The organism is Butyrivibrio sp., assembly GCF_017635265.1.
In the GTDB taxonomy this organism is placed as follows: domain Bacteria; phylum Bacillota; class Clostridia; order Lachnospirales; family Lachnospiraceae; genus Butyrivibrio.
Genome location: NZ_JAGBLU010000078.1, coordinates 1 through 4140, shown reverse-complemented (window position 1 = coordinate 4140; position 4140 = coordinate 1). Strand labels below are relative to the sequence as shown.

Sequence of the window (4140 nt, the reverse complement as noted above, 5' to 3'; positions counted from 1 at the left end):
CATCGGACTTACTATTTTTTACATTACATATTGTGACCCACTACTTCCTCTTCACAAATCATTATGCACTGCCTCCTTTTCTAATATCTAAGGCCTGAGAGCCAGTCCCCGGCACCAAAACAAAGACAGCCAAGGAGTCCCGAAATTAGTTTCCATTGTTTTTTTGTCTGCTTCATTTAATTGACCTTTTCTTATCTGTAAGAGTTAGTGCACAAACCAAATACAACATGAGCCACCCCAGTGATTCTGTCCCAGAGTCCAACCCTTCTGATATCAAATTGAGCAGATTTCCAAAAGTCACACCAAAAACAGGGCAGCATATGATCATCCATTTTTTAACAGGAAGCATACCCTTAATAACCATTCCAATCCATCCTATAGTCACAAACAGATCGCAGACCACAAAACCGGCCAACAATGGAATCAGTTCACTTTTCAAAACCCTGATCGTCATACCAACTGCTGCTTCGACATCTCCCGTTGCTTCCATTCCTGCATTAAAAACAACAGGAAGAATGCATATGCCTATATGAATAAAGGCAAAATACAGAATTCCTCCCCAGTTGGCAACCTTGAAAAGCTTATATAGTTTGGAATTCTTTAGATTATATTCATCATCCATAATCCTCATCAGTTCTGTTGCAGCATAAGCAAACATCGCTGCACATAAAAAACCGAGGATTGATGATACTGCGTATCTCCAATCAGGAGCCACATTCCATGATATGCCCATATAGGCATCCGGGTCTGATGTTGTGCCAATCGTACCGTATCCAAGCAGATAGTCCCCAATAATAGCAAGTACCATTGCATAACACCCAAACAATATTCTTTGTTTTGACTTCATAACTTACCTCCCTAAGAGCATATTAAATCAGTGTACATATCCAAGCTGCCAAGGCAGAGATTGCCGGGAATACAACCAAAAGCTTAAGTAGCTGGCTTTTTATGTTAAATCCATACTTCCTGCCATGGCTTACGCTTTCAATTTCCGGGAAATAATTCTCGTTACTATCGCTCATTACATCTCCTGCTTTATGATTTCCATCTTAAAATCACACAGATCATCACCTGCGCCGATCGTCTTTGTTCTGGTGAATTTAAGCCCCGGAAGATTTCCGTAAGTATAAACATCGTTCTCACAGAAAAGGACGTTCAGCTCCGGGCACCCCTGCTCCGTAAGGTATTTGTTATATGGACATTGTGTGATATCCATACGAAAACATCCTTTCTCTTTGGGATAAAAAACATTTTTGAATCCCGAAGTCTCCCCGAACATCTTATGACTCATTGAATCCCACATTCTTAAAAAAAACTTCTTAAAGCCTGGCAAGTGGCAGCATTTTGCTATCATCCTCCCGGTTTTACCTGATTTTTCTGTCATCACCTTCTTCATGACTTCATATGCCATATCAGGATCACTTTCTTTCATAGCAAGGTAGATGGCTGCCGCCGGAAAAATGAATGAGTCCGTGTGCATTGCCACTCCTTTTGGAAGATCCTGATGCTCCGCATACATCTTATACAGGCGTTTATGTGCATCACGCCATATCTTTTCACATTCACTCAGTGAAAGCCTGCCAGAGATCTCTTTCCTGAAAGCTTCCTTTTCCTTCAGGGTTTTTATCGTTTTACGCTTAAGTTCTTTTCTCTCTTTCTGCATATTGTTTACTGAATTCTTCCGCATAACTTGTTCACCTCAAAGCCTTAAAATATTCTCGTCTGACTGCCTGGGCTTCAGGCACAAATTCCATCGCACCCCAACAATGCATCATATTCTGTTAGTATGTCCTCAGCATCCTGTTTACCCCGATCAGCTTAAATAATCCGCTGATCATTTTTACCTGAATACTTGGCATGTCGTCGTCCTCTCTGGTTAGTCTCTGCTAACATTAAATAATAACACTCGTTTGCGTTTCTGTCTATGATCTACATACAAAAAAAAGTAGGTATCTCATTTTTATGCAAATTGCCCGCATCTTAAATCCACGTTATAATTAATGATATAACGCAACCGGAAAGCAGAGAGGTAAACATATGGCTTCAAAGAATCAGGTTCTGGAAAAATTATTCTTTAAACTTCTTCCCGTTCAGATCTTAATATTTGGCATGAATTCCATAAATTCTATCGTCGACGGAACCATCGCCGGTCGCTATATTGATGGAAAGACTGTCGGCGTAATAGGTCTGTTTTTTGCCGTAGTTGGAATTGTTTCAGCTATCAGCTCCGTTATACTGGGCGGAGGAACGGTTTTAAGCGGCCGTTACATCGGAGCGGGAGACCTTGAAAAGACCAGAGGCATCTTTTCCCTGTGCCTGACACTTGCCTTTTTCATAGGCTCTTTGATATCGGTTATATGCTTCGTTTTCCCCGGAGAAGTTGCTGTTTTCTGTGGCGCCGATGAATCCCTAAAGGCCAGTGTAATGCAGTACTCAAGGGGTTATTCCTTCGGTATCATTCCCATGTTCCTCTCTCAGCAACTTGCTTCCTATCTTCAGCTTGAAAGCCAGAGCCGGAGAAACTATATCGGTGTCGGTGCCATGATCTTTTTCAACATCACACTTGATATATTCTTTGTGACAGTTCTAAGGCTCGATGTACTTGGTCTTGCTTATGCGACCAGCGCCTGCAACTGGATCTATTTCCTTGTACTGCTTCCTTACTTCATCGCAGGTAAAGCTCAGATGAAATTCAGCATCAGTAATATCCTTTGGGAAAAGACCTTTGACCTGATAAAGATAGGCAGTCCCGGAGCCCTTCTTCAGTTCTGTCTTGCCATGAGAGACCTGACCCTCAACAGAGTCATTCTTCGTTACGGAGGAGAGGTTGGACTTTCCTCAAGAGCTTCCATGGGTATGGTCGGAGGGTTCTTTGTAGCCCTTGGCGTAGGCGGAGGAACAGTCATAAGGATGCTTGCCAGTGTCTATGTAGGTGAAGAGGACAAGGATTCAATAAAAAGTCTTATAAAGCTAGCACTTACCAAGATGATGGCTATGATGTTTGCACTGATGGTCTTCATGGTGCTGATCGCAGGTCCAATGGCCACCATATTCTTCCCGGACAAAACCTCTGAAGTCTACATACTTACAAAGCAGCAGTTCATGATTTATGCTCTTGCTCTTCCGCTGATCCTTGTGGTGCAGATCCAGACCAATTACCTGCAGGCAACCGGAAACAATATCGCAGTGCACATATCTTCAGTTGTCGATGGATATTTCAGCGTAGTTATCCCATCACTGATTCTTGCACCTGTCATGGGCGCTCTTGGTGTATGGTGGGCAACTCCCATAGGTATCGTGATAACCGCACTGGTTTACCCCATCTACGCCTGCTTTTATTGGAAACATATTCCGAAAAATGTTGATGAATGGCTGCTGTTTAGAAACAGCTTTGGTGTAAAGGATGAAGACAGGCTGTGTATTAACGTAAACAGCATGAGTGATGTCATCGGCTCCTCGGAGCAGATCCAGAATTTTGTAACATCTAAGGGATATGCAAAAAGAACTGCCTACTTCTCTTCACTTGCCATGGAAGAGATGTCGGGTAATATCGTAAATCACGGTTTTAATGCGGATAACAAAGACCACAATATGGATGTAAGAGTTGTCTCAAAGAAAGACGGGATCATGCTCAGAATAAAGGATGACTGCAAGCCCTTTGATCCCGTGGGAATGAACAAACTTCTCAATCCCGAGGATCCTTCCAAAAACATCGGTATCCGGATGGTATCAAAGATTGCAGATGAATTCTCATATCAGAATATGCTTGGACTTAATGTACTTACGATAAAGATCAAATAGCAAAGGCAAAAAATAAGCCCTAACATGGACTTCTCTACCATGTTAGGGCTGTATTAATGTTCTTTGGATTTTTCATCGGTCTCGATGTTGTTGTCTTTAGTCTTGCTCTCTACATCTCCTAAAAGAAGTGGTGCGCAAACCTCTCCTCCAACAGTTATAACCCATGTCTTTGTATTCATATTTTTACCTCCTCACACATAAAGGTAGTGTCAAATTAACTACCCATTTTTAGTTCTAAAGCCTTGATTTATCGGGAGTTCAAAATAAAAAAGAGCATTGACCTCCCTTTTTGGTATAATGTCAGCGACCAAACTCACAAAATAACCCGGAGACAATGCT

At 42.0% G+C, this 4140-nt stretch carries 5 protein-coding genes; 1 reads left to right on the top strand and 4 read right to left on the bottom strand.

Annotated features, from left to right (window positions below; all coding sequences use genetic code 11):
• Positions 1 to 172: 172 nt before the first annotated feature.
• The 3 genes from J6O61_RS09170 to J6O61_RS09160 are packed head-to-tail and all read right to left on the bottom strand — an operon-like array spanning position 173 to position 1687.
• On the bottom strand, positions 173 to 847 hold the full coding sequence (locus tag J6O61_RS09170) for a DUF6796 family protein (RefSeq protein WP_292212219.1): 675 nt from the start codon (positions 845 to 847) through the stop codon (positions 173 to 175).
• A 22-nt stretch (positions 848 to 869) separates the two neighbouring features.
• Positions 870 to 1022: a hypothetical protein gene (locus J6O61_RS09165; protein ID WP_292212218.1), complete on the bottom strand. Its 153-nt coding sequence runs from the start codon at positions 1020 to 1022 to the stop codon at positions 870 to 872.
• Positions 1022 to 1687: an L-2-amino-thiazoline-4-carboxylic acid hydrolase gene (locus J6O61_RS09160; protein WP_292212217.1), complete on the bottom strand. Its 666-nt coding sequence runs from the start codon at positions 1685 to 1687 to the stop codon at positions 1022 to 1024. The genes J6O61_RS09165 and J6O61_RS09160 overlap by 1 nt, the downstream gene beginning before the upstream one ends.
• 350 nt (positions 1688 to 2037) lie before the next feature.
• Between J6O61_RS09160 and J6O61_RS09155 the strand changes: the two genes are divergently transcribed.
• Complete coding sequence (locus J6O61_RS09155; RefSeq protein ID WP_292212214.1) at positions 2038 to 3801, top strand: MATE family efflux transporter; 1764 nt, start codon at positions 2038 to 2040, stop codon at positions 3799 to 3801.
• A 53-nt stretch (positions 3802 to 3854) separates the two neighbouring features.
• On the opposite strand, the gene J6O61_RS09150 is transcribed toward J6O61_RS09155, so the two are convergent.
• Entirely contained in the window at positions 3855 to 3980 is a 126-nt protein-coding gene (locus J6O61_RS09150) for a hypothetical protein (RefSeq protein ID WP_292212212.1), read from the bottom strand.
• Positions 3981 to 4140 lie beyond the last annotated feature (160 nt).

Excerpts from the sequence above, each read along its gene's own strand:
- J6O61_RS09170 (WP_292212219.1), bottom strand. The coding sequence starts at position 847 with ATGAAGTCAAAACAAAGAATATTGTTTGGGTGTTATGCAATGGTACTT.
- J6O61_RS09165 (WP_292212218.1), bottom strand. The coding sequence starts at position 1,022 with ATGAGCGATAGTAACGAGAATTATTTCCCGGAAATTGAAAGCGTAAGC.
- J6O61_RS09160 (WP_292212217.1), bottom strand. The coding sequence starts at position 1,687 with ATGCGGAAGAATTCAGTAAACAATATGCAGAAAGAGAGAAAAGAACTT.
- J6O61_RS09155 (WP_292212214.1), top strand. The coding sequence starts at position 2,038 with ATGGCTTCAAAGAATCAGGTTCTGGAAAAATTATTCTTTAAACTTCTT.
- J6O61_RS09150 (WP_292212212.1), bottom strand. The coding sequence starts at position 3,980 with ATGAATACAAAGACATGGGTTATAACTGTTGGAGGAGAGGTTTGCGCA.